At 62.5% G+C, this 26141-nt stretch carries 24 protein-coding genes; 11 read left to right on the forward strand and 13 right to left on the reverse strand.

What is annotated here, in order from left to right; all coding sequences use genetic code 11:
* Positions 1 to 552 precede the first annotated feature (552 nt).
* Together ACTNBU_RS09240 and ACTNBU_RS09245 are read left to right on the forward strand one after the other, a co-directional pair.
* Positions 553 to 1944: a sulfatase-like hydrolase/transferase gene (locus ACTNBU_RS09240; RefSeq protein ID WP_441033158.1), complete on the forward strand. Its 1392-nt coding sequence runs from the start codon at positions 553 to 555 to the stop codon at positions 1942 to 1944.
* Positions 1945 to 2337, forward strand: coding sequence for a hypothetical protein (locus ACTNBU_RS09245; RefSeq protein ID WP_441033160.1), 393 nt, complete (start codon positions 1945 to 1947; stop codon positions 2335 to 2337).
* A 90-nt stretch (positions 2338 to 2427) separates the two neighbouring features.
* On the opposite strand, the gene rpsT is transcribed toward ACTNBU_RS09245, so the two are convergent.
* Positions 2428 to 2691, reverse strand: coding sequence for a 30S ribosomal protein S20 (gene rpsT, locus ACTNBU_RS09250; protein ID WP_441033163.1), 264 nt, complete (start codon positions 2689 to 2691; stop codon positions 2428 to 2430).
* 194 nt (positions 2692 to 2885) lie between these two features.
* Between rpsT and gpr the strand changes: the two genes are divergently transcribed.
* The gene (gene gpr, locus ACTNBU_RS09255; RefSeq protein WP_441033166.1) at positions 2886 to 3782 is read left to right on the forward strand and encodes a GPR endopeptidase; all 897 of its coding nucleotides are present in this window, start codon (positions 2886 to 2888) and stop codon (positions 3780 to 3782) included.
* A 36-nt stretch (positions 3783 to 3818) separates the two neighbouring features.
* On the opposite strand, the gene ACTNBU_RS09260 is transcribed toward gpr, so the two are convergent.
* A complete protein-coding gene (locus ACTNBU_RS09260) occupies positions 3819 to 4574 on the reverse strand; it encodes an exodeoxyribonuclease III (protein ID WP_441033169.1) in 756 nt (251 codons plus the stop codon).
* A gap of 128 nt (positions 4575 to 4702) precedes the next feature.
* Between ACTNBU_RS09260 and ACTNBU_RS09265 the strand changes: the two genes are divergently transcribed.
* The 6 genes from ACTNBU_RS09265 to ACTNBU_RS09290 all read left to right on the forward strand — a co-directional run bounded on the left by ACTNBU_RS09265 (position 4703) and on the right by ACTNBU_RS09290 (position 12164).
* Positions 4703 to 6058 (forward strand): MATE family efflux transporter, encoded by a 1356-nt coding sequence (locus tag ACTNBU_RS09265; RefSeq protein ID WP_441033172.1) that lies wholly within the window; start codon positions 4703 to 4705, stop codon positions 6056 to 6058.
* Positions 6059 to 6191: 133 nt separating this feature from the next.
* Complete coding sequence (gene metG, locus ACTNBU_RS09270; RefSeq protein WP_441033175.1) at positions 6192 to 8168, forward strand: methionine--tRNA ligase; 1977 nt, start codon at positions 6192 to 6194, stop codon at positions 8166 to 8168.
* A gap of 408 nt (positions 8169 to 8576) precedes the next feature.
* The gene (locus ACTNBU_RS09275) at positions 8577 to 9350 is read left to right on the forward strand and encodes a TatD family hydrolase (protein ID WP_441033178.1); all 774 of its coding nucleotides are present in this window, start codon (positions 8577 to 8579) and stop codon (positions 9348 to 9350) included.
* A gap of 69 nt (positions 9351 to 9419) precedes the next feature.
* Positions 9420 to 10043 carry a TatD family nuclease-associated radical SAM protein gene (locus tag ACTNBU_RS09280; RefSeq protein WP_441033181.1) on the forward strand — a complete coding sequence of 208 codons (624 nt, stop codon included), beginning with the start codon at positions 9420 to 9422 and terminating at the stop codon, positions 10041 to 10043.
* 60 nt (positions 10044 to 10103) lie between these two features.
* Positions 10104 to 10898, forward strand: coding sequence for an MBL fold metallo-hydrolase (locus ACTNBU_RS09285; RefSeq protein ID WP_441033183.1), 795 nt, complete (start codon positions 10104 to 10106; stop codon positions 10896 to 10898).
* Positions 10899 to 10904: 6 nt separating this feature from the next.
* Entirely contained in the window at positions 10905 to 12164 is a 1260-nt protein-coding gene (locus ACTNBU_RS09290) for an amidohydrolase (protein WP_441033185.1), read from the forward strand.
* A gap of 233 nt (positions 12165 to 12397) precedes the next feature.
* On the opposite strand, the gene spoIIP is transcribed toward ACTNBU_RS09290, so the two are convergent.
* From spoIIP to ACTNBU_RS09310, 4 genes are all read right to left on the reverse strand, one after another.
* Positions 12398 to 13576, reverse strand: coding sequence for a stage II sporulation protein P (gene spoIIP / locus ACTNBU_RS09295; protein WP_441033188.1), 1179 nt, complete (start codon positions 13574 to 13576; stop codon positions 12398 to 12400).
* A gap of 91 nt (positions 13577 to 13667) precedes the next feature.
* Positions 13668 to 14780 (reverse strand): DUF4825 domain-containing protein, encoded by a 1113-nt coding sequence (locus tag ACTNBU_RS09300; protein WP_441033190.1) that lies wholly within the window; start codon positions 14778 to 14780, stop codon positions 13668 to 13670.
* Positions 14770 to 15276 carry an RNA polymerase sigma factor gene (locus ACTNBU_RS09305; RefSeq protein ID WP_441033193.1) on the reverse strand — a complete coding sequence of 169 codons (507 nt, stop codon included), beginning with the start codon at positions 15274 to 15276 and terminating at the stop codon, positions 14770 to 14772. Before ACTNBU_RS09305 ends, ACTNBU_RS09300 begins: the two co-directional genes overlap by 11 nt.
* Before the next feature lie 71 nt (positions 15277 to 15347).
* Positions 15348 to 16238, reverse strand: a complete 891-nt coding sequence (locus ACTNBU_RS09310) for a LysR family transcriptional regulator (RefSeq protein WP_441033195.1) — start codon at positions 16236 to 16238, stop codon at positions 15348 to 15350.
* Positions 16239 to 16370: 132 nt separating this feature from the next.
* Here ACTNBU_RS09310 and ACTNBU_RS09315 point away from each other — a divergent pair, with 132 nt between their 5' ends.
* Both ACTNBU_RS09315 and ACTNBU_RS09320 read left to right on the forward strand, forming a co-directional pair.
* On the forward strand, positions 16371 to 17717 hold the full coding sequence (locus ACTNBU_RS09315) for an MATE family efflux transporter (protein WP_441033198.1): 1347 nt from the start codon (positions 16371 to 16373) through the stop codon (positions 17715 to 17717).
* A 180-nt stretch (positions 17718 to 17897) separates the two neighbouring features.
* Positions 17898 to 18893 (forward strand): M28 family peptidase, encoded by a 996-nt coding sequence (locus ACTNBU_RS09320; RefSeq protein WP_441033200.1) that lies wholly within the window; start codon positions 17898 to 17900, stop codon positions 18891 to 18893.
* A gap of 89 nt (positions 18894 to 18982) precedes the next feature.
* On the opposite strand, the gene ACTNBU_RS09325 is transcribed toward ACTNBU_RS09320, so the two are convergent.
* The 7 genes from ACTNBU_RS09325 to ACTNBU_RS09355 all read right to left on the reverse strand — a co-directional run.
* On the reverse strand, positions 18983 to 20245 hold the full coding sequence (locus ACTNBU_RS09325) for a sensor histidine kinase (RefSeq protein WP_441033203.1): 1263 nt from the start codon (positions 20243 to 20245) through the stop codon (positions 18983 to 18985).
* Between the two features lie 40 nt (positions 20246 to 20285).
* Positions 20286 to 20966, reverse strand: a complete 681-nt coding sequence (locus ACTNBU_RS09330) for a response regulator transcription factor (protein WP_441033206.1) — start codon at positions 20964 to 20966, stop codon at positions 20286 to 20288.
* Between the two features lie 120 nt (positions 20967 to 21086).
* Entirely contained in the window at positions 21087 to 22130 is a 1044-nt protein-coding gene (locus tag ACTNBU_RS09335) for a DUF4340 domain-containing protein (RefSeq protein WP_441033209.1), read from the reverse strand.
* A gap of 183 nt (positions 22131 to 22313) precedes the next feature.
* Positions 22314 to 23774, reverse strand: coding sequence for a Gldg family protein (locus ACTNBU_RS09340; protein ID WP_441033211.1), 1461 nt, complete (start codon positions 23772 to 23774; stop codon positions 22314 to 22316).
* A 13-nt stretch (positions 23775 to 23787) separates the two neighbouring features.
* On the reverse strand, positions 23788 to 24654 hold the full coding sequence (locus ACTNBU_RS09345) for an ABC transporter permease (protein ID WP_441033214.1): 867 nt from the start codon (positions 24652 to 24654) through the stop codon (positions 23788 to 23790).
* Positions 24638 to 25666 (reverse strand): ABC transporter ATP-binding protein, encoded by a 1029-nt coding sequence (locus ACTNBU_RS09350; RefSeq protein WP_441033216.1) that lies wholly within the window; start codon positions 25664 to 25666, stop codon positions 24638 to 24640. Before ACTNBU_RS09350 ends, ACTNBU_RS09345 begins: the two co-directional genes overlap by 17 nt.
* 228 nt (positions 25667 to 25894) lie before the next feature.
* Positions 25895 to 26141 (reverse strand): hypothetical protein (locus ACTNBU_RS09355; protein ID WP_441033219.1); only part of this gene is annotated, 247 nt, incomplete at its 5' end.

Below are 26141 nucleotides of genomic sequence, written 5' to 3' on the forward strand. Positions count from 1 at the left end.
CCAGCGAAGCGGGTCCGGTGGGGAGAGGAGCTGCAGCGGAATGAGTGAGCCCCGGCGGAAAGCCGGGGCGAGGGATATGGAGCTTGCAGCGACGAGGCGGATGCCCAGCGATGCGAAAGCCAGTCTGTGGCAGGCGGAAGTGGAGACGCTGGAGTAACCGGAATCAGAGGAGCCAGTCGCCATTCCGGGGCCCCCGCCGGAGCCCAGCGAAGCGGGTCCGGTGGGGAGAGGAGTTGCAGCGGAATGAGTGAGCCCCGGCTTTCCGCCGGGGCGAGGGATATGGAGCTTGCAACGACGAGGCGGATGCCCAGCGACGCGGAAGCCAGTCTGTGGCAGGCGGAAGTGGAGACGCTGGAGTAACAAAATACCATGAGAAACGACCGGACTTTTGTCCGGCCGCTTCTTTTTTGCATTTTTCAGCAGCGTGTGCTATGATAGCTGAAAATACACAACAGTTGATTGTGAAAGGAAGAATGTCCTTTGAAAATGACCCCAACCATTGAGAGAACGCCGGCGCCGGATATACCCGGAAAACGCCCTCTCACCCAGACCATGGCCTGGACGCTGTTCTGGACGGCGGCCTCCGGCGTTGGGCTGGGTCTGCTGTCCCTGCTGTACGCCTTCGGCCTCTATGACCGGAGACTGTTCGGCACCTATCTACGGCATCCGCTGATCCTGCTGCTGAACGTGCTGCCGGTGGTGCTGCTGGTGTTCCTGTTTTACTGCCTGTACGGCGCGGTCCGGCCCGCCTTCATCACGGCGGCGGTCATCGTCATGGGCTTCACTCTGGGGGACTATTACCTTCTGAAATTCCGGGACGATCCCCTGATGTTCGCCGATGTCCTGAACATCAAGGAGGCGCTGTCCATCACCGCCAAGCAGAAATACGACCTGACGCCGGACAAGCGGATGCTGTTCGGCATCGCCTGTCTCCTGTTGGGCGTCCTGTTCCTCTCCTTCTTTGTAAAGCGGCGGCTGGCCCTCCCCTTCCGGCGACGGCTGGCGCTGGCGCTGATCCCGGCGGCGGCGCTGGGCGTGACATACCACTTCTGCGCGGACGATGCCATTTACGACACCAAAACAGAGAACTTTGATGTCATCAACCGGTGGTCCGCCACGCAGGTTTACATCTCCAAGGGCTTTGTCTATCCCTTCCTCCACAGCATCTCCGCGGACAAAATAGAAAAGCCGGAGGGCTACCGGGCCGCCGACGCGAAAGAGATCCTCGGCGGCTATGTCAGCGAGGATATCCCGGCGGAGAAGCAGATCAGCGTCATCACCCTCCAGCTGGAGGCCTTCGCCGACTTCTCCGACTGCGGCGTCCCCGGCGTGGACTGGGAGCGGGCGTATGAGACGTATCACGGCATCCTGGAGGAGAGCTTCCATGGCCGGCTTGTGGATAACATCTTTGCCGGCGGCACCATCAACACGGAGCGGACCTTCCTCACCGGCTTCGCGGAGCTGGAGAACTTCCGGAAGCCCGTCAACTCCTACGCCTGGTATTTCGCGGAGCAGGGCTACACCGTGCTGGGCAGCCACCCCTGCTACGAGTGGTTCTACAACCGGGAGAATGTGAACAGCTATCTGGGCATTCCCACGTATTATTATCTGGAAAACCGCTATCAGGATCTGGCCGGCGGTATCGCCTACGACGATATCCTGTTGCCGGACATCTTCCAACTCTATCAGAATGCCGCGGCGGAGGGCGCTCCGGTGTTCTCCTTCAACGTCACCTATCAAGGCCATGGACCCTATGAAACGGCGGAAAACATTTGGGGCGAGGTCTATACCGACGGCAGGTTTTCCACAGAGACCACCAATATTGTGGATAACTACCTCGCATCGCTTCGGAACACGGCGGAGAACCTGCGGACGCTGCTGGATCAGTTCGCCGCCCTGGATGAGCCGGTGGCAGTGGTGATCTACGGCGATCACCGGCCCTGAATGGGCAACGGAAACTCCGCCTATACGGAGCTGGGCATTGATCTGGATACTTCCGGCACCGCCGGACTGTACAACAAATATTCCACAGATTATGTCATCTGGGCCAACGACGCTGCGAAAGCCGTCACTGGAAACGACTTCAGGGGACAGGGGCCGGACCTCTCCCCCAACTTCCTGATGAACCAGCTGTTCGCCCTGTGCGGCTGGAAGGGAAACGCCTACATGCAGGCCACCGAGGAGATCCGGCAGCAGATGCCGGTGATCACCACCATCGGCCGGTTCTGGTGGGATGGGGAATACTACCGGGAGGCGGACCTGCCGGAGGAGGCCCGGGCGCTCTTACAGCGCTTCCGGTACATCCAGTACTATCAGGAGAACAATTTTCAGGGATAAAGGAACAGACGCCGGAGAGTTTTCTCTCCGGCGTCTGCTTTTGGGCAGCAAAAAAGGACATCCGTGGATGTCCTTTGCTTTTGCGCGAAATCAGCCGAGCTGGTTCAGCTTCAGGGTCATGGCGCTCTTGCGGTGAGCAGCCGTGTTCTTGTGCAGAACGCCCTTCGCGACCGCCTGATCGACCTTCTTGACTGCAACCTTGTATGCGCCATCGGCCTCGGTGCGATTGCCTTCTGCGGCAGCGGCCTCGAACTTCTTGATGGCGGTCTTCAGCGCGGACTTTTCAGCCTTGTTACGGGCGTTTCTGGCCTCAGCGATGAGAACGCGCTTTTTGGCAGACTTGATATTCGGCAAACCAAACACCTCCCTTAGGCAAAATCGATGGGAGAAAACACACTCCTCCCGTGCAGAATGATATTTTAACAGCTATCTTCTCAAAAAGCAAGGGTTTTTTTACGATTTTCGGACAAAAATTGCATATTGTGTTCAGAACCGCAAAACCTAACCAGCGAACACAAGATTTTGTGGCCGAAAGGAGCACCTTTTGCATGATTACCAAGCGGACGGACCTGGCGCTGGAGGCCAGGGAGCTTTGGCAGGAGTCGGCGGAGAAGACCTCCCGCCTCTCCGGCGTCAAGGCGGAGAAGACAAAGCGGGAGGGCTATCCCGTGACGACGGTGAAGATCCTGGACCAGGAGGGGGCCAAGGCCCTGGGAAAGCCGGTGGGCAATTACCGCACGGTGGATCTGACGTCCTACTGGCAGCGGAAGCCGGAGTTCTTCGAGCGGGCGGTGCGGACGCTGGGCGGTGAGCTGCGGGAGCTGCTGCCCGGCGAGGGCACGGTTCTGGTGGTGGGGCTGGGCAACCGGGCCATGACGCCGGACGCCATCGGGCCGGAGGTGCTGAGCCATCTGCTGGTGACCCGGCACCTCATCTCCGCCATGCCGAAGCAGTTCGCCGGATTCCGGCCGGTGGCGGCCTTTGGCGCCGGGGTACTGGGCACCACCGGCGTGGAGTCGGCGGAGGCTGTCCGGGCGCTGGTGCGGGAGACGAAGCCGGATGTGGTCATCGCCGTGGACGCCCTGGCCGCCCGGCGGATGGGCCGGGTGTGCAACACCGTCCAGCTCAGCGACACCGGCATCATTCCCGGCTCCGGCGTAGGGAATCACCGGGAGGCTTTGGACCGGCGGACGCTGGGCGTGCCGGTCATCGCTGTCGGCGTGCCCACGGTGGTGGACGGCGCCACATTGGCCGCGGATCTGCTGGAGGAGGCGGGCATCACCGACATCGACGAAAAGAAGCTCCGGAGCCACGGGAAAAACGTCACCGTCACGCCCCGGGACATTGACGCCCAGGTGCGGGATCTCAGCAAGGTGGTGGGCTACGCCGTCAACTGGGCGCTGCAGGACCTGGAGATCGAGGAGATCAACGCGCTGCTGTCGTAAGATGCGCAGGCCTGACAGTGGGGATCTGGGAGGTCCTCACACGTCGATATCCAGCACCACGGGACAGTGGTCGCTGCCGGTGATCTCACTCCAGATGTCCGCTTTGGTGACCTTGTCCATCAGCCGCTCGGAGACGATGAAATAGTCGATGCGCCATCCGGCGTTGTTCTGCCGGGCGTGGAACCGGTAGCTCCACCAGCTGTAGGCCCCGGTGGTGTCGGGATGGAGGCGGCGGAAGGTGTCTGCGAAGCCGGAGGACAGGAGCTTCGTCATTTTCTCCCGCTCCTCGTCGGTGAAGCCGGCGTTCCGGCGGTTGGTCTTGGGGTTTTTGATGTCGATCTCCTCATGGGCCACGTTGAGGTCGCCGCAGTAGATGACGGGCTTCACCCGGTCCAGGTCCATGAGATACTCCCGGATGTCGTCCTCCCAGGCCATGCGGTAGTCCAGCCGCAGAAGCTGGTCCTTGGAGTTGGGGGTGTAGCAGCAGACCAGATAGAAGTCCTCGAATTCCGCCGTGATGACCCGGCCCTCATGGCGGTGCTCGTCGATTCCGAAATCATAGGTGACGTTCAGCGGCGCCTTTCTGGTAAAGACGGCGGTGCCGGAGTAGCCCGCCTTGTCAGCGCTGTTCCAGTAGCGCTCATAGCCCGGCAGGTCGAATTGGGCCTGTTCGGGCTTCATCTTTGTCTCCTGCAGGCAGATGACGTCCGCGTCGGCGAAGGCGCAGAAGTCCAGAAAGCCCTTGCCCAGACAGGAGCGCAGGCCGTTGACGTTCCAGGATACCAGTCTCATAAGCGATTTCCTTTCCACTTGTGGTGTTTTCCCCATTTTATCCGATGTTGTGGAAGAAAACAACCTTGCCGCCCATAAAAAAAGAGAGTAGAATGATAAAATACGACAGATTCAGACGGAGGGTTCCTATGGCAAGATCAGAGCGCGGACTGCGGAATATGACCGATGGAAGCCCAGCGGAACATATTTTCTATTTCGCTCTGCCGCTGCTGGCGGGCAGCTTTCTCCAGCAGCTGTACAATATGGTGGATTCCTGGGTGGTGGGCAACTACGTGGGAGACGCGGCCCTGGCCGCGGTGGGCGTGGGCTTCCCGGTGATCTTCATGTTCACCTCCCTGTTCATGGGCATCTCCAACGGCGGCACCGTGGTCATCGCCCAGTATTACGGCGCGGGGAAGCTGGACCGGGTGCGGGATGCGGTGGACACCATCTATACGGCTTTCATGGCCGCCGCCCTTCCGGTGACGGTGCTGGCCCTGCTGCTGGTAAAGCCGCTGCTGTTTGTGCTGCGGGTGGAGAGCGGCGCCTATCACGAGGCGTGGGTCTATCTGATGATCGTCTGCGCCGGGCTCGTGGGCACCATCGGCTACAACATCAACGCGGGCATTTTGGGTGGCCTGGGCAACAGCCGGACAACGCTGCTGTTTCTGGCTATCTCGTCGCTGATGAATATCGCGCTGGACCTGGCGCTGGTGCTGGCCGCCGGAATGGGCGTGGCCGGCGTGGCGCTGGGGACCATCCTCTCCCAGGCTTTCTCCTGGCTGTTCGGCCTGTTCTACATCAATCGCCGCTATCCCGATATTGCCATCCGGCCCTTCTGCCGCCGGTTTGACAGGACGCTTTTCCGGCAGATCATGGAGATCGGCCTGCCGGCGGGCATTCAGATGTCCCTGGTATCGGTGGGGGCCATGGTGGTGATGAGCAAGATCAACTCCTACGGTAAGGAATTCACCGCCGGTTATAACGTGGGCTACCGGCTGGATCAGCTGGCCTTTCTGCCGGTACAGGGTCTCAGCAGTGCCGTTACCGCCTTTGTGGGGCAGAATATCGGTGCCAGACGGCTGGACCGGGTCCGCCGGGGTATCCGCGTCACCCTGATCGCCGCCGTGATCTGGTCGGCGGTGATGCTGGTATTGATCCCTCTGGGACCGGCGCTGGTGAGCGTTTTCTCTGACACGCCCGCGGTCATCCAGGCGGGAACGGTATATCTGAAGTGCATCATGCCGTTCTATTTCCTGTTTTCCGTGATGTTTTGCCTCAACAACGCCATGCGGGGCGCCGGAGACAGTCTGTTCGCCATGCTGGACGTGCTTTTCTCCCTGATCCTGGTCCGCGTGCCGGCGGTGTACTGGATCGCCAACCACTATGGCCCTGATTATATGTATTACGGCATCGGCGTGGGCTGGACCGTGGGCTTCACGCTGTCGGTGGCGTACTACCTGTCCGGCCGCTGGAAGCGGATGTCTCTGGCGGACCGGGAATAAGAGCCGGGAGCGGCGCAGGCTGTAAAATCCCGGCGGAATGTTGTAATTTCAGGAAGATACCGTTATAATACATGTGCATGCGTGATTACCGGCCCTCTTCCATTCGGAGCGGCCGTTGAAAAGGAGAAAACCCATGGAAAAGAAAAAGTTCTATATCACCACCCCCATCTACTATCCCTCGGACAAGCTCCATATCGGCCACACCTACTGCACCGTGGCCACGGATACCCTCGCCCGGTACAAGCGGCTCCAGGGATATGACGTGCTGTTCCTCACCGGCACCGACGAGCACGGCCAGAAGATCGAGAACAAGGCCAAGGAGGCCGGCGTCACCCCCAAGGAGTTCGTGGACAACATCGTGGAGGGCCCCCGGGGCGTCAAGGACCTGTGGAAGCTGATGGACATCTCCAACGACCGCTTTATCCGCACCACCGACGACTATCATGTGGCGGCCATTCAGAAGATCTTCCGGAAGATGTACGACAACGGCGACATCTACAAGGGAACCTACAAGGGCAAGTACTGCACCCCCTGCGAGTCCTTCTGGACCGAGAGCCAGCTGAAGGACGGCTGCTGCCCCGACTGCGGCCGGCCTGTGGTGGACGCTGAGGAGGAGGCCTACTTCTTCCGTCTGAGCAAGTATGCCGACCGGGTCCGGGATCTGCTGGAGAACACGGATTTCCTCCAGCCCCGCAGCCGCGTCAACGAGATGGTGAAGAACTTCATCGACCCCGGTCTGGAGGACCTGTGCGTCTCCCGCACCTCCTTCACCTGGGGCATCCCCGTGGACTTCGACCCCAAGCACGTGGTCTACGTCTGGCTGGACGCCCTGTTCAACTACGTCACCGCCCTGGGCTATGAGAACGACAGGTACAATGACTATGCGGACTACTGGCCCGGCATCAACATCGTGGGCAAGGAGATCGTCCGGTTCCACTCCATCATCTGGCCCGCCTTCTGTATGAGCCTGGGCATGCCCCTGCCCAAGCACGTCTTCGGCCACGGCTGGCTGCTGCTGGACGGCGGCAAGATGTCCAAGTCCAAGGGCAACGTGGTGGACCCCTACGTGCTGGCGGAGCAGTTCGGCGTGGACGCCCTGCGGTTCTTCCTGATGCGCACCTTCCCCTTTGGCTCCGACGGCAACTTCTCCAACGAGCTGCTGATCCAGACCATCAACACCGACCTGGCCAACGACTTGGGCAATCTGCTGTCCCGCACCACCGCCATGGCGGGCAAGTACTTCGGCGGCACCCTGCCCCAGGGCTGCGGCACCTGGGACGATCCCCAGGACTGCGACCGGGAGCTCATCGCCATGGCCTCCGGCCTGCGGGAGAAGTACGAGGCGGCCATGGAGTCCTTCGCGCCCCACACCGCCCTGGCGGAGGTGTTCAAGGTCATCCAGCGGGCCAACAAGTATATCGATGAGACGGCGCCCTGGACCCTGGCCAAGGACATGGAGGCCAACAGCAAGCGGCTGGCCAATGTGCTGTACAATCTGCTGGAGGCCACCCGCATCTGCGGCGTCCTGCTGACGCCTTTCATGCCGGAGAGCATGGCCAAGCTGTTCGTCCAGATCGGCGCGCCGGCAGACATCCAGACCTGGGACAGCGCCGCTGTCTGGGGCAGCCTGCCCGAGACCGTCACCGTCACCAAGGGCGAGAACCTATTCCCCCGGGTGGACGCGGAAAAGGCCCTGGAGCAGCTGGAAGCCGCCGAGGCCGCGGCCAAGAAGGCCGCCCTGCCCGCCATCGAGCTGGAGCCCCAGCTCACCGAGAAGGTGGACTTCGACACCTTCTGCAAGTCCGACTTCCGGGCCGTGAAGGTGAAGGCCTGCGAAGCGGTGAAGAAGAGCGCCAAGCTGCTGCGCTTCACCCTGGACGACGGCACCGGCACGGATCGCCAGATCCTGTCCGGCATCCACAAGTGGTATGAGCCGGAGCAGCTGGTGGGCAAGACGCTGGTGGCCATCGTGAACCTGCCGCCCCGGAAGATGATGGGCCTGGAGTCCAACGGCATGCTGCTCTCCGCCGTCCACACCGAAAAGGGCGAGGAGTGCCTGCACCTCATCATGGTGGACGACGCCATTCCTGCCGGCGCCAAGCTGTGCTGAGAGACACGAGATGAATCGATAGGGCCGGACACGGGGTGTCCGGCCCTCAGATTGTCGAAAAACCCTGTCTGAAGGAAAAGAGTCCTTTTTTGCAGGGGGAGTACGAGGGGGCGAGAGCCCCCTCGTGTTGAATCAAATGCCTGCAAAAAGCCTGTGTCAGCAGGCGTTTGCGCCGCGCAGCGGCAGCTTTTCGGCCCGCTTCGCGGGCAGAAAAGCGAGGCATTGTGCAGGCTGTCGAAAAAGTCCATCGGACTTTTTCGACAGCCTGAGGGCCGGACACAGGTTGTCCGGCCCTGTTTATTTTTCCGGAACCTGACGGTTTCCGACAGGTTATCCGTCTTGCAAAATCCACAGCAGCACACTATAATATGATTTATACGTATATTCCTGAAAACCGGAGGAGAAACCATGATCTTCGACACCCATGCCCATTATGACGCCAGTGCCTTTGAAAAGGACCGGGACGAGCTGCTGTCCTCCCTGCCCCGGCGGGGCGTGGGACTGGTGGTGGACCCCGGCTGCACCGTGGAGAGTTCCCGGGCTGCTGTGGCGCTGGCAGAGCGATATCCCCATGTCTGGGCTGCCGTGGGCATCCATCCTGAGGACTGCGCCGGCGCGTCGGAGGCGGATTTCCAGGCCATCCGGGCGCTGGCGGAGCATCCCAGGGCCGTGGCCATCGGGGAGATCGGTCTGGACTACTACTGGGAGCAGAATCCGCCCCGGGAGTTTCAGCAGACGGTGTTCCGGCGGCAGCTGGTGCTGGCCCGGGAACTGGACATGCCCGTCATCGTCCACGACCGGGAGGCCCATGGGGACAGTCTGGCCATCGTGAAAGAGTTTCCGGAGGTCCGGGGCGTGTTCCACTGTTATTCCGGCAGTCCGGAGATGGCGGCGGAACTGGTGAAGCTGGGCTGGTATCTGGGCTTCGATGGGCCTGTAACCTATAAGAACGCCCGACGGGCGCTGGAGGCGGCGGACGTCACGCCGCTGGACCGCATTGTGGTAGAGACGGATTCCCCCTATATGTCGCCGGTGCCCAACCGGGGAAAGCGGAACGATTCCACCAATCTGCCCTACGTTGTGGAAAAACTGGCGGAGAGAAAGGGCGTGTCCCCGGAGGAGATGGAGCGCATCGTCTGGGAGAACGGCCTGCGGCTGTTCCGCCTGGAGGGCAAGGTGTGACGGACAGAGGTCCGGAGCGTATATTTTGACCGCTTCTGAAAGCGGCCTGAACATAAGGAGCGATACACGATGGAAAAAGGCTTTACCATCACTTACGAATATGGGGACAACCTGTATGTGAACCCCACCAACCGCTGCAACTTCAACTGTGAGTTCTGCCTGCGGCACAACACCAGCTCCGGCGGCAGCATCTATACCCACAATCTCTGGCTGAAGCGGGAGCCCACCAAGGAGGAACTGCTGGAGTCCATCGAGAGCCATGACCTGTCTAAGTACCGGCAGCTGGTGTTTGTGGGCTTCGGCGAGCCCAGCTACCGCATGGACGACATCTGCTGGGTCATCGACCGGATGAAGGAACACGGGACGAAGATCTTCACCCGCATGGACACCAACGGCACCGGCTCCCTCATCAACGGGCGGGATATCGCACCGGAGTTCGCGGGGCGGTTCGACATGGTTTCCGTCTCCCTGAACACCGATACGGCGGAGAAGTACAACGCCCTGTGCCACCCTCAGCAGGAGGGCGCCTATGAGGCCATGAAGGCCTTCACGAAAGAGGTCCGCAAATACGTCCCCACGGTGATGATGACGGTGGTGGACACCATTCCGGCCGAGGAGATCGAAAACTGCCGGAAGATCTGCGAGGACGAGATCGGGGCCACCTATCGCGTCCGGGAGTATATCAAGGACTGATACAAAAGAGGGAGACACAGCGCCGTGTCTCCCCTTTTCCATTCATCTGAGGAGGTCGCTATGAAGCTGACGGTACTGACGGACAACCATACCTACATCGACCAATACTATCTGGGAGAGCCGGCCTTCTCCTGCTGGCTGGAGGCGGACGGAAAACGGGTGCTCTTTGACACCGGTTATTCCGACGTCTTCCTGCGGAACGCCCGGGCCATGGGCATCCCGGCGGAGACGGCGGACTTCGTGGTGCTGTCCCACGGGCACAACGACCACACCGGCGGACTGCGTCCCCTCTGTGATGCCCTGGACGGCCATCGTCCGGCGCTGGTGGCCCATCCGGACGTGTTCCAGATCCGCCGGGACGGCGGATTGGAAGTGGGCTGCCCCGTGGGACGGGAGGAGCTGGAGGCCCGGTTTGATCTGCGGCTGTCCCGGGAGCCCCTGTGGCTGACGGAGCATCTGGTGTTTCTGGGGGAGATCCCGGAGTTGGTGCAGCCCCGGACTGCCGTGGGCACTCTGGCGGACGGAACGCCGGACCGCTGCATGGACGACTCCGCCCTGGCCTACGCCGGGACGGAGGGCGTTTACATCGTCACCGGATGCTCCCACAGCGGCGTGTGCAACATCGCGGAGTACGCCAAGCAGGTGACGGGCACCCGCCGGGTGGCGGGCATCCTGGGGGGCTTCCATCTCATGAACCGGGACGAGCGGAGCCGCCGGACCATGGACTATCTGGCCGGAGAGGCCATCGGAGAGCTGTGGCCCTGCCACTGCACCAGCTTCAAGGTCCGGGCGGAGATGTGCCGCCGGATGGAGCTGGGCGAAGTGGGCGTGGGACTGACCAGAGAGTGGAGGTAACGGGATATGATCGCAAAGGAGAGAATTTTCAGCACCATCGACCGGGAGGCGGAGACCATCACCGCCCGGGGACGGGCGCTGTTCAACTGCCCGGAACTGGGCTTTCAGGAGACAGAGACGGAGCGGATGATCTGCGACTGTCTGGACGCATGGGGTGTGCCCTATGAGAAGGACGTGTCCCTCACCGGCGTGGTGGCGAGACTGGGCAGGAGCGGCTATCACATTGCGGTGGTGGTGGACATGGACGCCCTGCCCCGGAAGGCGGGAGGCGGCTGTATTCACGCCTGCGGCCACAGCATCCAGACCAACGACGCATTGGCGGCGCTCCAGGCGCTGCTGCCCTTCACACAGGACGGCAGTATAGACGGCCGGGTATCCTTCTTCTTCACCCCGGCGGAGGAGCTGACGGATCCCCAGCGGCGGGAGGAGCTGCTGGCCGCCGGTGTGCTGAAGGGCCGGTCTGGCAAACAGGACATGATCGCCAACGGCTGGTTCGACGATGTGGACTGCGTCCTGTCCCTCCACGCCAGCAGCTATCCCGGCCGCCGGTTCGACGTGGACACAGTACTGACGGGCTTCCTCACCAAGCGGGTCACGTTCCGCGGCAAAGCCGCTCACTCCGGCGCGGCGCCCTATCTGGGCCGGAACGCCCTCCACGGCGCAGTGCTGACGGAGACGGCACTGGGGCTGCTGAAGGATCAGTTCCCGCCGGAGTCCTATACCCGCATCTACCCCGTCGTCCGGGACGTCAGCGGCGGCATCAACATCATCCCCGACGAGGCGGTGCTGGAGACCTACGTCCGTGCGGCGGATCAGGCCAGTCTCATGGAGGCCGCCGGACGGTTCGACCGCTGCGTCCGGGGCTGCGCCGAGGCCCTGGGCCTGGGAGCGGATGTGGAGACTCATCCCGGCTATCTGCCGCTGATCCAGTCCCGGCAGATCAATCAGGTGGCGGCGGAGAACATGCTGCTGTTCTGCAATGAGGAGGACATTACCCACGACTACGTCAACGGCGCCTCCGGCGACCTGGGGGACCTGGGCTCCCTGCTGCCCACCATCCAGTTCGGCTTCTCCGGCGTAGACGGGGCCTTCCACAGCGACGAGTTCACTATCCGGGACGAGGAGTTCTGCTATCTCACCGTGTCCAAGGTGCTGGCGGGCACCGCCGCCGACCTGCTGAACCATCCGGAGCTGCGCCCGGAGCGTCCGGCGGATTTCGAGGCGAGAAAGCAGGCCTATCTCCGGGACTGGGTCCACATGGGCTGACCGGGACTGTATCATAAAAGGAGACAGAACGCCGCACACGGTGCTTTCACCGTGCGCGGCGCTGTTATACGAATTCTTAATAAAACGGTTTATCCGTTTTATCGGGGCCACAGAATGTGGCCCGGCGGCGTAGCCGCAAGAATGTTGTCAATACTTTTCTTGGCGCTATGGGCGCAGCGGCGTGTAACGCCGCAATAAAAAGGTTTTTCAAACCTTTTTATCAAGAAACAGTATTATTTGCTCTGGCCCTCCAGAACGTCCACCATGGTCTGGGCGAACAGACGGCCCGCCAGTGCGGCTTCTTCCGGGGAGTTCCCCGCCGCGCCAACCTCCACCAGCAGGGAGCCGGTGGTGGCGTGCTGGTTGTACCGGGAGTTCCGCAGCAGAATGGGCCGCATCAGCGTGGGATACTCCTGCAGCAGTCCCGACTGGATGGCCACCGCCAGCTTCAGATTTTCCATCCATCTGGGATGGCTCAGGCCGGAGCCGTCGCTGCCCACCACAATGGACAGCTGGGCCGCCGTGCCCCACCCCTCAATGGCGGACACCACCTTGTACTCGTTGCCTTCACTGTCCTCAATGGCGTCCCGGTGGATGTCCAGGATAAACCGCAGGGACGGATACTGGACGAGATAGCTGTTGATGGCCGACAGGGACCGGTCATAGGCCCCGGAATAGGAGGGATAGTCGTACAGCGTCCGGTCGTGGATGACGGAAATGCCGGCGTCGGCGAAGACCTGAGCCATCTCGTCCCCCACATGGACCACATTGTACCGGGAGTCCAGGGTCCGGTGATCGCCGCTGTACTGGATATCCGTCCCCTCCGGCGGGGTGTAGCTCTCGCTGCCGTGGGTGTGGAGGATCAGGATCTGGGGCTCCTCGTCCGTGAGGGCGGCGTCAAAGGACTCCGTCAGCTCCGTATAGCCCAGCTGATGGCTGGTGGAATTGCTGATGTACACCTTCCCAATCACGGTGTAGCCGGAGGGGTCGTTGGGTACCAGCGTCCTGGCGGGGACGCCGTTGTCCGTATGCTCCGTGTCCGGTTCCACAGGGGTCTCCGTCACCGGCGTGGTCACCACCGGCGGCTCCGTTGACTCCGGCTCCGGAGCGGTGTCCGGCGTCTCGCTGGACCAGAGACGGGTCACCTCCTCCCGGGCGGACAGCAGCAGCGGGGATTCCCCAATGGCCAGCACCGCCGCCGGAGACAGCTGGTCGTCGGCCCACAGGTCCCCCAGCTCCCACCGCAGAGCGGACACCGGGGATACCACCGACCCCCGCAAAGCCGCCAGCGCCGAGGAGACGGTCTGGCTCCCCGCCGTCACCGTGGCCGTCCAGAGGGTGGCCCCCGCCGCGGCCAGAGCCAGGAGACGACGCCGGGCCGACAGAAAACGGGATTCCTTTTTTACGTCCATGTCCTTCCGCACCTCCTGCGGACAACCTATGCGGACGGAGGGCAAAATAGAATCGGGACGGAGTCTTCCCGTCCCGATTTCAACGCTCTGTTCAGTTGACGAAGTGATACCCGCCGTCTTCCGTTTCCGGGACGGGAATCACCCCGCCGCTGTAGGTTTCGGTCAGATAGCCGGCATCCAGGTATTTCAGGATGCTCTGCAGCTTCTGGAAAGAGGCGGGATTCACCGTGTAGTCCTTCACGCTGTCCAGCGCCGTCCAGGTGGTGCCGTTCAGGGAATTGTACGTCTCCGTCAGCTCCGCCAGCCGGGAATTGGCGTCTTCCAGCGTCAGAACATGGGTGTGTTCGTTCCCCTCCGCGTCGGTGTAGCTCCAGGCCGCTTCATCCATGTTGTCCACCAGGGCCAGCATCTGGAACGCCACATAGGTCATATCCCGGTCCAGGGCGGCCTCCGCGGCTTTGCCGTACCGGCCGGAGAACTCCGCCGTCCACCGGTAGGGACGGCTGGAGGTGTGCATGCTGACGGTATAATCTCCGCACAGCGCCTGAAGACGCAGCGCCCGGGCAATATCGCCCACCGCCACCTGGTTGCCGATATAGGGTGTCCGCAGCTGATAGAGGTCCCACATGCTGTCGCTCAGAAGAATGCCGTCCTGCCAGATGAAACGGCCGCAGAGATAGATGCCGGAGGTGCCCTCCAGCGGGACTTCCAGCGTTTTGCCGCCTTCGGAGAACAGCGGGGACACCAGAACCCGCCGGGCCCAAATCTGCACCACGCCGGAATCCTCCTGCTCTACGGTCCATTCCCAAAAGGCGCTGGAGGAGCTGGACGTGGTGACGGTGAGCAGCAGCGTGCCGTCCGACTCCACCGCCTGGGTGACGATCAGGTCCTGTTCCTGGGCGGGGGTGCCGATGACGAACAGCTTCAGGGCAATGCCCGCCGCGATCAGCAGAATCGTACATACCACCGCCAGCACGATCCGCTTGCCGTTCCGGCGCTTCACGGTTTTGAGATAGTCCACCTCCCGGCGCTGCTCCGCCGTCTCCGTCTCCGGCGGCGCGTCCAGCTCCGTCCGCAGGCGTTTGCAATCCGGGCAGGACGCCAGATGGGCGTCCACCGCCTGGTTGGTCTCCTCTGAAGTCAGGCCCTCTACGTAAGAGGGCAGCAGATCCCGCACAATGGCGCAGGTCAGTTCAGGTTTCATCAAACGCACCGTCCTTTCGCAGTCGCTCCTTGCCCCGGAAGAAAGTTACCCGGGCCCAGTTCTCCGTCTTTCCCAGCACGTCGCCGATCTCACGGAAGCTGAGACCGCCGAAGGCCCGGAGATACACCACCTCCCGCATGGGGTCCGGCAGGTCGTGGATCTGCCGCAGCAGGTCCAGATGACCCTGCCGGGCCGATGTCTCCTCCTCGGCGGAGGGGACGGCGGGATCGTCCTCCGGCGGCGTCTCCGCCAGGGGGCGGGTCATGGTCCGCTCTGCCCGGTGTTTCTCCAGATGCTGATACCACAGGTGCCGGGCGATCTGGCACAGCCAGGTGGACAATTTGCAGGAGCCGTCGAACCGGCCGATGGACTTCACGGCCTGATAAAAGGTCTCCTGGGTCAGCTCCTCCGCCAAATCCGCGTCATGGCACTGGGAGAGGAGAAACTTATAAACGGTCTGGGCGTGCTGCCGGTAGACCTGGTCCATATCGTTCATGCCCACTCCCCTCCCTTCTGCCTGTTATATCCGATCCAGGCCCTGTTCGTTACAGCTTGCAGAAAAATTTTTTACAGCAGCGACGTGATGCCGGGGACGGTACGCAGTTCCTCATCCAGCAGCTTCAGAAACAAGGACATCGCCGGGGAGAGATCCGTCTGCTTCACCAGATAGTAGATGAACCGCTCCGGCGGCCCCTCCTGAAGACGGCGGATGCGGACGCCGGGAATGGAGCGCATCCGCTCCGCCGCCGACACGGGCAGAAAGGCCCACAGATCCTCCCGGCGGAGAAAGTACTCCAGCAGGGACATCTGATCCAGCAGGACCCTGGGGGACAGGGTGGGCGGGAACCAGAAGTCGTGCCACAGGTCGTATTCCGGATTCCAGGGCAGGCGGATCTCGTCCCTTCCGTTCAGCCCCGTGGGATGGTCCACCGCACTGTACTTGCTGCCGGGACTGAGGGCCAGCACCATCTCCTCCCGGAACAGGGGGATGGTCTGGACCTCCCGGGAGAACATGTCGTCGGAGATCAGGGCGATGTCCTCGTCGCCCCGGGCCACGTAGTCGTAGGCCTCGAAGGAGTGGTGATGGTGAAACTGGATGCTGTACCCCGGACAGGCGGCCATGAAGGCGGAGAACACCTCCGGCAGCAGATAGGAGCTGACGCTTCCCACCGAGGACAGCCGCAGCAGCTTCTGCTTCTCCTGCTGGGGGATGGCCTGGGCCTCCCGCCACAGGGCGTCGTACTTCTCCGCCAGCGGGATAAAGGCCCGGCCCGCCTCCGTCAGTTCCGCCATCCGGACGCCCTTGCTCCGCTTCAGAAGGGCGTAGCCCAGCTCCGCCTCCAGGGTCTGGAGACGGCGGCTGAGAGCCGGCTGGGTTACAAAGAGCCGTCGGGCCGCCGCCGTGACGCTGCCGGTCTTCGCCACGGCCAAAAACGCCTCGATCTCCAGCTGTGTCATAATTGTTGTCCTCCGATACTTGCTTAAAATATAAATTATACTTTATATTTTAAGCCGAAAACCGGCATTTTACAAGGATTTTCTTTTCTGGTATCATGTGTGCGGCAGCTGAAAAGAGAGAGGATGATCGCCTTGAGGCACACATTGAATCTCACCAGAGGAAACATTTATCAGGAGCTGTGGCTTCTGACAGCGCCGCTGCTGGTGGGGAATATTTTGCAGCAGTTCTACAATGCCGCCGATGCCTGGATCATCGGCCGGTTCGTGGGGCAGGCCGCCTTTGCCGCCGTGGGCGTGGGAGGAACGGTGATGAATCTGTTCATCTTCATCCTCTCCGGCTGCTGCGCCGGATTTTCTGTCCTGTTCGCCCAGTTCTACGGGGCGGAGGACCTGCCCTCCTTCCGGAAGGAGAGTTATCTCTCCATCGTGTACGGGGGCGGGGCCACGGTGGGCTTCTCCCTGCTGGCACTGGCGTTTCTGACACCGCTGCTGCGGCTGATTCAGACGCCGCCGGAGGTGGAGGCGGAGTGCCGGATGTATCTGGCCATCGTCTGCTGCGGACTCATCGCCACGTATTATTACAATCTCTGCGCCTCCATCCTCCGGTCGGTGGGAAACACCGCGGCGGCGCTGGTGATCCTGTTCATCGCCATGGCGCTGAATATCGTGCTGGATCTGTGGTTCGTGGCGGGATTGGGCTGGGGCATCCGGGGCGCGGCGGCGGCCACGGTCATCGCCCAAGGCCTCTCCGCCGTACTGTGCTTCCGGTATCTGCGGCGGATGCTGCCGGAGCTTCTGTTCCGGAGGGAGGACGCACGTCTGGACCGGGCGCTGCTGAAAAAGAGCCTGTCCTTCGGCCTGCTGTCGGCGCTGCACCAGTCCAGTCTGTACATCGGCAAGCTGCTGGTGCAGGGGGCGGTGAACTCCATGGGCACCGGCATGATCGCGGCCTACACCGCCACCACTCGGATCGAGGGCTTCGCCAACTCCTTCGGAGACAGCGGAGCGGCGGCGGTGTCCCTCTTCGTGGCCCAGAACGTGGGAAACAGGGACGGAAAACGGGCCAGAGAGGGCTTCCGGAAGGGATTTGCCCTGCTGGCTGTCATGGGAGTGGCGCTGTCGGTGATCCTGTACGTCACGGCATATGGCGGCGTGGTGCTGATGACCGGTGAGACCGGCGGCACCGTTGTGGAAAACGGCGCGGCGTACATGCGGCTCATCGCCTGGTTCTATGTGCTGTGCTTCGTGGGCAACGCCTTCGTAGGCTGGTTCCGGGGCCTGGGCATGGTGAACATCCCGGTCATCGGCACCTGCCTCCACATCTCCATCCGGGTAGTGCTGTCCTGGCTGCTCATCGGCCGGATGGGACTGGCCGGCGTGGCGCTGGCCACGGGCGTGGGCTGGGTCTGCGTGGTGACCTTCCAGACGCTGACCTGGCGGTTCTCCCGGCGGCAGAGGGCGATTCTGGACCATGTCTGATCCATTCGGGCATCCGCACAGTCTGACTGTGCGGATGCCTGTTTTTTTGAGCCGGTCACGACCGGAAAAACGGTCCCTGCCCCGGAAAATACGGTTGCCTCCCTGCTCCTGCCGCGGTATACTGAACGGAGAGACAAACCACCGGAATGACCGCCATCACAAGACCGAAGGAGGGTCCCCATGCGTCCACCCAGACGATTTATCAGAAATACCGTTGTTCTTGCGGGAATCCTGTCCGCCCTCCTCTGCGCCGGACGCGGCGCACCCCCGGCGGACAAGGGAACGCCCTGGGATCTGCGCGCGGAGCAGATCCGGCAGGACACGGAATACCTCTGCGATACCATCGGCGTCCGCATCACGGGAACCGCCGGGGAGATCGCCGCCTGCGACTGGATCATGGAGACGCTGGAGGACGCGGGCTTCTCCGCTGACACGGAGGACCCCACCCTGCGGCGGGTCCCCTTTGAGGGCCTGATGGGGAAAACCAGTGAAAACGTGATCGCCGTCTGCAATCCCGGCTCCGGCGGTCCGCTGTTCTCCATCACCGCCCACTATGACAGCGTGGAGACGACGCCGGGGGCCAGGGACAATGCCGCCGCGGCGGCGGTTTTGCTGGAGATCGCCCGCTGTCTGGGGCCGGAAAACGACGGCTTCCCCTGTGAGATCCGGATGGTGTTTCCCGGCTCTGAGGAAAACGGCTACCACGGCTCCGCCGCTTACGTCGCGTCGCTGTCAGAGGCGGAAAAGGCCCGCCATCTGGGGGCCTTCAACATGGACATCTCCGCCGCCTCGCCGGAGGACCAGGCGGTGCTTGTCTGCTATACCCTGGGGAAAACGGAGGACGGCGTCTATCAGGAGGGGGACTTTCTGGAGCCGGCGGAGGGACGGCTCTCCGCCGCCGTGACGGCGGCGTATGAGACGCTCTACGGAAAGAACATCGGCGGCGTCTTCCACATGGGTGAAAGCGACCACATCAGCTTCCACAACGCGGGGCTGGAGGCCGTCAACGTCTGCTGGCGCAGGCTGGAGAACGGCGAGCCCCGTCTTCCGGACAGCTATCACTGCCCGGAGGACACTCCGGCGGAGCTGGACTATGAGACAGCCCGTGCCAGCGGGCGCTGCATCCTGGAGGCCATCCACACCCTGGCTGCCGCCGGGGAAGCCGGACAGCGGTGAGGTCCGGCACTGGAAAAGTGCATGCAGAGAACAGACAGCCGCCCGGAGCATTGCTCCGGGCGGCTGGTGCGTTGTTGAAAGAGTCCCGCTCATTTTTTCAGCGGCATGGTGAAGATGAACCGGGTGCCCGCCAGATCGCTCTCCGCTTTCAGAGCGCCCTTATGTTCCTGGGCGATGGAGGCGGCGATGGGCAGGCCCAGGCCGAAGCCGGACTTCTCCCCCCGGGAGGCGTCCGCCCGGTAGAACCGCTCGAACAGCCGGGGCAGCTGGTCCGGCGGGATGGGGCCGTTCGCGTTCTGGTTGGACACCTGGAGCCGGGCCTGCCGGTCCGTTTTTGCCAGGGTCAGACGGATGGCGCCGCCGTCGGCGCCGTATTTGATGGCGTTGTCCAGCAGAACGGAGATGATCTGCTTCAGCTTCCCGGCGTCGCCGGAGACGAAGACGTTCTCCGTAATGTCGTATTCCAGGGGCTTCCCCGCCTCAAAGGCCACCGGCTCGAACAGGAGGGCGCAGTCCACCGCCGTGTCCGACAGGTTCACGTCGGAGAAGACCACCGTGGGGACCATGTTGTCCGCCCGGGCCAGGGTCAGCATCTCCTCCACCAGTGTCCGCATCTGCCGGGCCTCGGAGTGGATGTTGTCCGCCCAGCGGGCCTGCCGCTCCTCCAGCGGCGAGGCCTCCATCAGCTCCGCGTTGGAGAGGATGACGGTCAGGGGCGTCTTCAGCTCATGGGAGGCGTCGGACAGAAACTGCCGCTGCTGTGCCCAGGCCCGCTCCACCGGCCTTGTGACCCACCAGCTCAGGCCCACGGACACCGCCAGCAGCAGAAGCAGCGCCGCCAGGGAGATTTGAAGATAGGAACTCATCATGGCTTTCAGGGACGCCTGCTCCATGGACGTATCCACGAAGGCGATGCGGGTGAAGATGCCGTTGTCCTGTCGGAGATACCGCAGGTGATAGGCGGAGATGGTGCCCTCCTGCTGGCCCTGGGTCAGACAGTCCTGCAGGATGGCGGACAGCTCATCGGTGTTTTCAATGTCCTTGTAGGTGCCGCCGGTGACGTACACCGTGTCGCCGCCCCAGATCTGAACGGTGAAATAGGGCAGCTGCACCTTTCCGGAGCCCAGGGCCGGTCCCGACGGACCGGCGTGGGAAAAGGCGTTCTCCTCCGCCAGCACCCGCTCCAGCACCGTCCGGCTGGCCCGCTCCGAGCCCCGCTCCGCGGCGGAGTACACCGCCATCAGGACCGCCGCCAGCACGGCGGTGATCAGCATCATACACACGGCCACGAATTGCAGCCGCAGCCGACGGATCATGGGAAAGCCCTTTTTCTTCCCTGTTTGTTTCAGCATCGGTCTCCCCTCCTCTGTGTCCGGAAGACGCCGCGATCCTTCAGGCGTCGGGCGTCTCCAGACAGTAGCCCACCATGCGGATGGTCCTGATCTTCACCCCGGAGTGCAGATAGTCCAGCTTCTTCCGCAGGAAGGAGATATAGACCTCCACGTTGTTGTCCTCGGCGTCGGATTCATAGCCCCAGACCTTCAGCAGCAGCTTTTCCTTGGTGATGACCATTTTCTGATTCAGCATCAGCAATTCCAGCATATCGTATTCCTTCCGGCTCAGCCGGACGGACCGCTCCCCGCAATACAGGGTGAAGGAGCTCTGCTCCAGCCGCAGGTCTCCGCAGGTGAGGCGGTCGGACTCCCGCAGCTCCGGCTGACGCCGGGTCAGCGCCCGGACGCAGGCCAGCAGCTCCTTGGGGTCGAAGGGCTTGGTGAGATAGTAGTCCGCGCCGCTGTCCAGCCCCGTCACCTTGTCGCTGGTCTCCGACCGGGCGGTGAGCATCAGCACCGGCGTGGCGTTGCCCTCCGCCCGCAGGCGGCGGAGGACCGTAAACCCGTCCAGCTTGGGCAGCATCACGTCCAGCAGGATCACATCGTAGATGGCGGTCAGGGCGTTGTCCAGCCCAGCCTCTCCGTCGTGGCAGACGTCGGCGGTGTAGCCGTTCAGCTCCAGCAGGTCCTGGAGGGTGGCGGCCAGCCGCACCTCGTCCTCAATGACCAAAACACGCATGGTCAGCACCTCGTTCCTGAAAGTTTATGATGGTGGCGCAAAAGCGCCTGTTTGTAAAATCAAGGGGAAATGAGCCGCTCATTCCCCCTTGATTCTATCAGTTTTCCGAGAAAATAGCAATCACGCCGTCAGGCCGCTGTCGGCCGCGGTCAGGACCGCGGAGAGCTTGTCTTCCGCTATGGAATAGATGGTGGTGTCGTCGTTGACGCGGACGTAGCGGCTGCCGCCCTCCAGGGTGGTGCCGCCCACCGCCAGGGTCAGCGTCTGCTCGGCACCGTTGTCGTCCCTGTACAGGGCGGTAACGGTGGCGGCGGGCTCATCGAAGCCGCACAGGGACACCGCCGCGTCAGAGGGCTTGTAGTCCACGCAGCGCTCCAGGGACAGCGTCCGGATGGCGGAGACCAGGCTCCGGACCGTGTCGTTGTCCGTCACGTCGGCGCCGCCGGAGTGCCAGGTGACGGTGATCTCCTCACTCTGCCCGGCGGAGGACGAGGAGCTGTCGCCGCTCTCCGCCGCGGTCTTCTCCGCGGCGGCGGTGAGGACCGTCTCCACGGCGCCCTGCACCGTGATGGAGTCAAAGCTCTCCTCGCTGATGAGGGGCAGCTCCGGCAGGGACATCATGTCGTAGATGCCCTGGCTCAGCTCCGAGGCCAGGGTACCCTCCACCACGTAGATGGTGGTGTCGTCCCCGTCGATATACAGGTAGTAGCTGCCGCTGTCGCCGGAGACCTGATTGCCCAGGTACATCGTCAGGGGCTCGCCCTCCGGCGGCGCGGCGGTGATGGTCATGGCCGGCGCGTCCAGACCGTAGTCCTCCAGGGCGTCTCCGCCGGTGATGGTCTGCTGGGGCTGGAGGCCGGTGATGGTGTTGACCAGCTTAATGATGTAGGTCTCATCCAGGGGGAACTCCGGGTCGTCCACCCAATACCAGCTGCCCTCCTCGTTCAGGGCGAAGGACAACGTGGCGGTGCTGTTGGAGTAGGTCAGGGCGCTGTATTCCGCCTCGCTGTCGGTGACGGTATTCTCCTCGGAGGAGGCGGCGGCCGCCGCTTCCTCCTCCTGGGCCTTGTGCCGCTTCACCGCGGACACCGCGGCCAGCAGGATGGCCAGTGCCGCCACCAGGAGGACCAGGAATTTCAGGGTCTTCTTCTGTCGTCTGTTCATAAGAATAATCCTCCATTTCGCCGCGGTCCGCGGCATAAAGAGAAACAAGATTTTTCCCCGGCAAAGGGGAAAATCGCCGCCGGTAAGGGCTGCCCGTCAAAAGGCGGGAAGCCCTTCCGGCCGCAGCAGCCATTGCTGCCGCAGGTGCGGCAGCAATGGCTGGAAGAGAGGGCGGGACAGGGGTCACAGCTTGCGGCGGCGCATCCAGCGGACAAAGCCGCAGAGAATGGCGCCCAGGGGGATGATGAAGATGAACAGTAGCGCCCACAGTCCGCCGGTGGTGACGGTGTTGTAGGGCTCCTGGAGGCTCACCGGCTCAATGCTGATGGAGGAGACGTCCGGGAAGCCGCAGGTGACGGATTGAAGGAAGAGCCCCGTGTTGTCCAGATTGGTGGCGGTGCCAGTGATGGAGGCGTCGATGGGAGAGATGGAGCCATAGACGGTGAACCGGGCGGTGACGCCGTCATCCGTCTCCTCCGTGGCCACGGCGGCCACGGAATAGGTGCCCGGCGTCTGATCGTTGTTCTCCGTCACGGCCACGCCGCCCTCGGAGGTGTCCAGGAAGGACTTCACAGTGATGGTGTCCCGCTCCGGGTCCGTCAGGGTCATGCCCCGGGTGTTGTAGAACAGGACGGTGGCATCGCTGCCGAAGCCCTGGGCGGCATCCACGCCGGAGTTCAGCACCGGGAAGAACAGGAAGGGCATGTTCTGATAGTAGCGCTGGGTATCGGCGATGACGCCGTCGGCGACGGTCATGCCGTAGCCGGCGCACAGCGCCTCAAAGTTGGGCAGGGACTTCAGCTGGGAGGACATGCAGTAGACTACCTGCCCGCCGCCGGCCAGATACTCCCGGATCATGGTCAGCTCGTCGTCCGCCAGGTCCCGGGTGGGGGCCAGGATCAGCAGCATGTCGCAGTCGTCGGGGATGCCGTTGTTGGTGAGCAGATTCACGGAATCCACGGCCAGGTGGGACTTCTTCAGCAGCTCCTCCACATCGGCGGACAGGCTGGTCTCGTCGTGTCCGGCGGTCTGGTAGATGATCTGGGAGGTGCCGGAGAGGACGCCGTCGATGGCGGAGGTCAGCAGGCCCTCGGCGTCGAAGTCCGTCTCGTTTTTGGTGCCGTAGTAATAGTAGGACATGAGGTCAAAGCCGATGACCTCGTCCAGACTGAAGGACTCCTGACGGCCGGTGGCCTCACAGGTCACCACCACGGTATTGCCGTCCACCCCGTACTTGGAGGTCACGGAGGGGTGGGCCACCGGGTCCACGTACTCCACGGAGAGATGGCCGCTGAGGTCCTCGTATTTGCTGAGGAACCGAACGATGCGGGAGTCCACATTGTCCTTGGCCGCCAGCACGTGGATCTCCACGTCGTCGGTGACGGCGGACAGATAATCGGTGGTGGTGGCGGTGATGTCGTAGATGCCGGAGTTGGTCATGTCGAACTGGGTGACTCCGTCCGGAAGCTGGGCCACCAGCAGATTGAAGATGATGACAGCGGCCACGGCCAGAGCCGTCACGCCTGCGGAGAAGGCGCCCCGGCGGGAGCTGTGGGCTTTGGAGGTGGCCCGGACCCGTTCCTTCAGAGCGGGCTTCTGTTCCGCCGGCGTCTCACCGGCGGGCTTTTTGGAAAAGAGAGACATCCTTCACACCTCCTCAGTTCCAGCGGCGCTTCTGGAGCACCTGACAGGTCAGGAACAGCAGAAGAGCGATGAGGGACAGATACAGCAGCAGTCCCCGCAGGTCAAATACGTGGTCCATGGCGAAGGCGGTGAACGCGTCCGTCAGGGAGAAGCTGCCCAGCAGATCGGGCATCAAGCTGTCGAACTTGCTGGAATCGTAGAAATAGGTGCCCAGCAGGGCGACGATGCCCGCGCCGCCCACGCCGGCGGTGATCTTCCAGTTGCTGGACAGGGCGTCCAGCAGGAAGCAGACCACCACCAGCAGTACCAGCAGTCCCGCCAGGGAGCCGGAGGCACTGGTGGGCAGGAAGGACACCAGTCCGTCCCACAGGTAGAGGACCAGCAGAATGCTGAAGGTGCCCACGGCGGCGATGAGCTGGCTCTCCGTCAGGGCGGAGATCAGCAGCCCCAGGGCGATCTGGACGCCGCCCAGCAGGAAGAAGGCCAGCAGCGTGCCGTAATCCGCCAGCAGGAAGGCGGAGCCGTTGAGCTTGATGATAAGGGGGCACAGGCAGGACACCAGCACCGGTATCAGCAGCACCGTCATCATGGCCAGATACTTGCCCATCACCACAGTGGTGATGGAGGCCGGAGAGGTCAGCAGCAGCTGGTCGGTGCGGCTGTGGCGCTCCTCCGCCATGGACCGCATGGTCAGCAGCGGAACCAGCACCATGAACAGGAACAGCACGGCACTCAGCGCGTAGGAGAAGTAGGCGGAGCCGTTCATCAGGTTGTAGGCCATGAAGTAGATGCCGATGAAGGCCATCAACACGGCGATGAAGATCCAGCCGGTCATGGAGTTGAAATAGGACTGCAGTTCCCGCTTATAGATCGCTTTCATGGCCGGTCCCCTCCTTTCCTTCCGCTGCCGCGGGTCCGGCGGAGCGCTCCTGCTTCAGCAGGGACGCCGCCCTGGCGGCCACGGTATCGTCATCGTCCGTCAGATCCAGGAACACGTCCTCCAGGGACGCCAGCTGGGGCTTCAGCTCCAGCAGCGGCAGTCCGGCCTTGGCAAAGGCGAAGAACAGCGCCTCCCGCCGGTCTCCGGCGGTGGACAGGCGCAGGCGGACGGTATCGCCCGTGCGCTCCGTGACGGTGCGGCTGCGGATGCCCTCCACCCGGTCCAGCACCGCGTCCGCGTCGCTCTCGCCGCCCCGGACCAGCAGTTCCAGCCGGTCGCAGGCGGAGAGCTGCTCCTCCAGATTCTCCGGCGTGTCGCAGGCCACGAACCGGCCCTTGCGGATGATCAGCACATGGTCGCACACTGCCCGGATCTCCGACAGGATGTGGGAGCTGATGAGGACGGTGTGGTCCTTGGCCAGATGCCGGATCAGCTCCCGGATCTCCACCACCTGCTTGGGGTCCAGACCCACGGTGGGCTCGTCCAGAATGATGATCTTCGGGAAGCCCAGGATGGCCTGGGCCAGACCCACCCGCTGGCGGTAGCCCTTGGACAGGTTCCGGATGAGCCGGCCGCCCATGTCCTCCAGATGGGTCAGAGACACCGCCTGGGACACCTGATCCTCCCGCTGGTCTTTGGGGATCTGTTTCAGCTCCGCACAGAAGCGGAGATATTCCAAAACCGTCATGTCCGGATACAGCGGCGGCAGCTCCGGCAGATAGCCAATGCACCGCTTGGCGGCCTCCGGCTCGTCCAGGATGTTGTGGCCCTCAATGATGACCTCGCCCTCCGTGGCGGCCAGATAGCCGGTGATGATGTTCATGGTAGTGGACTTTCCCGCGCCGTTTGGCCCCAGAAAGCCGAAGATCTGGCCGTCGGCCACGGTGAAGCTCAGATGGTCCACCGCGTAGTGGTCCCCGTACCGCTTCACCAGATCCTTTACTTCGATCAAGCAGATAACCTCCTCGCGGGGCCGGTGCGCAGGCCGTCCCCTTTTTCATAGCCCTATTATAACAGTATAGCTTAAAGAAAGCTGAATAAAAAATCAAGAGGCCGGCGGCTTTTCTGCGGGACGAACAGAGTGAGACGGAAAACTTTCATAAGATCCGGGAAACCGACACAGAATATTCATAAAATATTTTCGGTTTTTTCAAGTTGTTTTCAGAATGCCCTGTTATAATCAAGCCATCCTCAGGAACGAAACAGCCTGAGGCGCGGCCTTCCCCTCCGGCCGCGAACCGTTTTTCGTTTTTCTTCTTTTTTCTCTCCAGGAAAAGGGGCCATGCTCTGCATGGCCCCTCAGGCTGTCGAGAAACCCGGTTGCGCAATTAGGCGGCAACCGGGTTTTCAGCACATATTCGGGAAAATAGAATCGAAAATAGGAAATGGGCAGAGTCATTCCATTTCCACCTTGCCATTTTTTTGAG

This window comes from Dysosmobacter sp. HCP28S3_G4 (genome assembly GCF_052065175.1).
In the GTDB taxonomy this organism is placed as follows: domain Bacteria; phylum Bacillota; class Clostridia; order Oscillospirales; family Oscillospiraceae; genus Oscillibacter.

Excerpts from the sequence above, each read along its gene's own strand:
- ACTNBU_RS09240 (WP_441033158.1), top strand. The coding sequence starts at position 553 with ATGGCCTGGACGCTGTTCTGGACGGCGGCCTCCGGCGTTGGGCTGGGT.
- ACTNBU_RS09335 (WP_441033209.1), bottom strand. The coding sequence starts at position 22,130 with ATGAACAGACGACAGAAGAAGACCCTGAAATTCCTGGTCCTCCTGGTG.
- ACTNBU_RS09290 (WP_441033185.1), top strand. The coding sequence starts at position 10,905 with ATGATCGCAAAGGAGAGAATTTTCAGCACCATCGACCGGGAGGCGGAG.
- ACTNBU_RS09245 (WP_441033160.1), top strand. The coding sequence starts at position 1,945 with ATGGGCAACGGAAACTCCGCCTATACGGAGCTGGGCATTGATCTGGAT.
- spoIIP (WP_441033188.1), bottom strand. The coding sequence starts at position 13,576 with ATGGACGTAAAAAAGGAATCCCGTTTTCTGTCGGCCCGGCGTCGTCTC.
- ACTNBU_RS09340 (WP_441033211.1), bottom strand. The coding sequence starts at position 23,774 with ATGTCTCTCTTTTCCAAAAAGCCCGCCGGTGAGACGCCGGCGGAACAG.
- ACTNBU_RS09345 (WP_441033214.1), bottom strand. The coding sequence starts at position 24,654 with ATGAAAGCGATCTATAAGCGGGAACTGCAGTCCTATTTCAACTCCATG.
- ACTNBU_RS09285 (WP_441033183.1), top strand. The coding sequence starts at position 10,104 with ATGAAGCTGACGGTACTGACGGACAACCATACCTACATCGACCAATAC.
- ACTNBU_RS09300 (WP_441033190.1), bottom strand. The coding sequence starts at position 14,780 with ATGAAACCTGAACTGACCTGCGCCATTGTGCGGGATCTGCTGCCCTCT.
- ACTNBU_RS09280 (WP_441033181.1), top strand. The coding sequence starts at position 9,420 with ATGGAAAAAGGCTTTACCATCACTTACGAATATGGGGACAACCTGTAT.
- ACTNBU_RS09265 (WP_441033172.1), top strand. The coding sequence starts at position 4,703 with ATGGCAAGATCAGAGCGCGGACTGCGGAATATGACCGATGGAAGCCCA.
- ACTNBU_RS09275 (WP_441033178.1), top strand. The coding sequence starts at position 8,577 with ATGATCTTCGACACCCATGCCCATTATGACGCCAGTGCCTTTGAAAAG.
- metG (WP_441033175.1), top strand. The coding sequence starts at position 6,192 with ATGGAAAAGAAAAAGTTCTATATCACCACCCCCATCTACTATCCCTCG.
- ACTNBU_RS09330 (WP_441033206.1), bottom strand. The coding sequence starts at position 20,966 with ATGCGTGTTTTGGTCATTGAGGACGAGGTGCGGCTGGCCGCCACCCTC.
- ACTNBU_RS09325 (WP_441033203.1), bottom strand. The coding sequence starts at position 20,245 with ATGCTGAAACAAACAGGGAAGAAAAAGGGCTTTCCCATGATCCGTCGG.
- gpr (WP_441033166.1), top strand. The coding sequence starts at position 2,886 with ATGATTACCAAGCGGACGGACCTGGCGCTGGAGGCCAGGGAGCTTTGG.
- ACTNBU_RS09310 (WP_441033195.1), bottom strand. The coding sequence starts at position 16,238 with ATGACACAGCTGGAGATCGAGGCGTTTTTGGCCGTGGCGAAGACCGGC.
- ACTNBU_RS09260 (WP_441033169.1), bottom strand. The coding sequence starts at position 4,574 with ATGAGACTGGTATCCTGGAACGTCAACGGCCTGCGCTCCTGTCTGGGC.
- ACTNBU_RS09305 (WP_441033193.1), bottom strand. The coding sequence starts at position 15,276 with ATGAACGATATGGACCAGGTCTACCGGCAGCACGCCCAGACCGTTTAT.
- ACTNBU_RS09320 (WP_441033200.1), top strand. The coding sequence starts at position 17,898 with ATGCGTCCACCCAGACGATTTATCAGAAATACCGTTGTTCTTGCGGGA.